This window comes from Methanobrevibacter filiformis, from assembly GCF_001639265.1.
Lineage (GTDB): Archaea > Methanobacteriota > Methanobacteria > Methanobacteriales > Methanobacteriaceae > Methanacia > Methanacia filiformis.
The window spans coordinates 1-1,086 of record NZ_LWMT01000162.1 but is presented as its reverse complement, the minus strand read 5'-3'; the positions used below and the strand labels follow the sequence as shown (position 1 = coordinate 1,086).

The 1,086-nt window shown below is 33.1% G+C and carries 1 pseudogene; it reads left to right on the top strand.

Annotation, left to right across the window (positions count from 1 at the left end):
• A pseudogene (locus MBFIL_RS04625) lies at positions 1-1,086 on the top strand (hypothetical protein); the annotation flags it as partial.

Genomic DNA, 1,086 nt, shown 5'->3' with positions numbered 1-1,086 from the left:
TTATTGAGAATTTAACTAATAATAGTAAAGTGCAGTTTGTTAGTGCTAATGCAAGTAAAGGATCATATAATAATGTTTCTGGGATTTGGAATATTGGTGATTTGGGCACTGGTGAATCTGTAAGTTTAAATATCACTGTTCTTGTTACTGGTAATGGTAGTATTTTGAATGTTGCGAACGTAACCACTAATGAGCCTAATACTGGTGATCCTGATGATAATGAGACTGTCATTGTTAATGATACTGTTAATGTGAGTATTGTTAAGGTTGCGAATGTTACTGTTGTGAGTGTTGGTGATAATGTTTTATACACAATCACTGTGACTAATAATGGTTTGACTAATGCTTCTGGTGTTTTTGTTATTGAGAATTTAACTAATAACAGTAAAGTGCAGTTTGTTAGTGCTAATGCAAGTAAAGGAATATACAATAATGTTTCTGGGATTTGGAATATTGGTGATTTGGGTGCTGGTGAATCTGTAAGTTTGAATATCACTGTTCTTGTTGTTGGTAATGGTAGTATTTTGAATGTTGTGAATGTTACTACTGATGAGCCTAATACTGGTGATCCTGATGATAATGAGACTGTTGTTGTTAATGATACTGTTAATGTGAGTATTGTTAAGGTTGCGAATGTTACTGTTGTGAGTGTTGGTGATAATGTTTTGTACACTATTACTGTGACTAATAATGGTTTGACTAATGCTTCTGGTGTTTTTGTTATTGAGAATTTAACTAATAATAGTAAAGTGCAGTTTGTTAGTGCTAATGCAAGTAAAGGAATATACAATAATGTTTCTGGGATTTGGAATATTGGTGATTTGAGTACTGGTGAATCTGTAACCTTAAACCTAACTGTTCTTGTTACTGGCACAGGAAATATCACAAACATTGTGAATGTTACTACTGATGAGCCTAATACTGGTGATCCTGATGATAATGAGACTGTCACTGTAAACGATACTGTTAATGTGAGTATTGTTAAGGTTGCGAATGTTACTGTTGTGAGTGTTGGTGATAATGTTTTGTACACTATTACTGTGACTAATAATGGTTTGACTAATGCTTCTGGTGTTTTTGTTATTG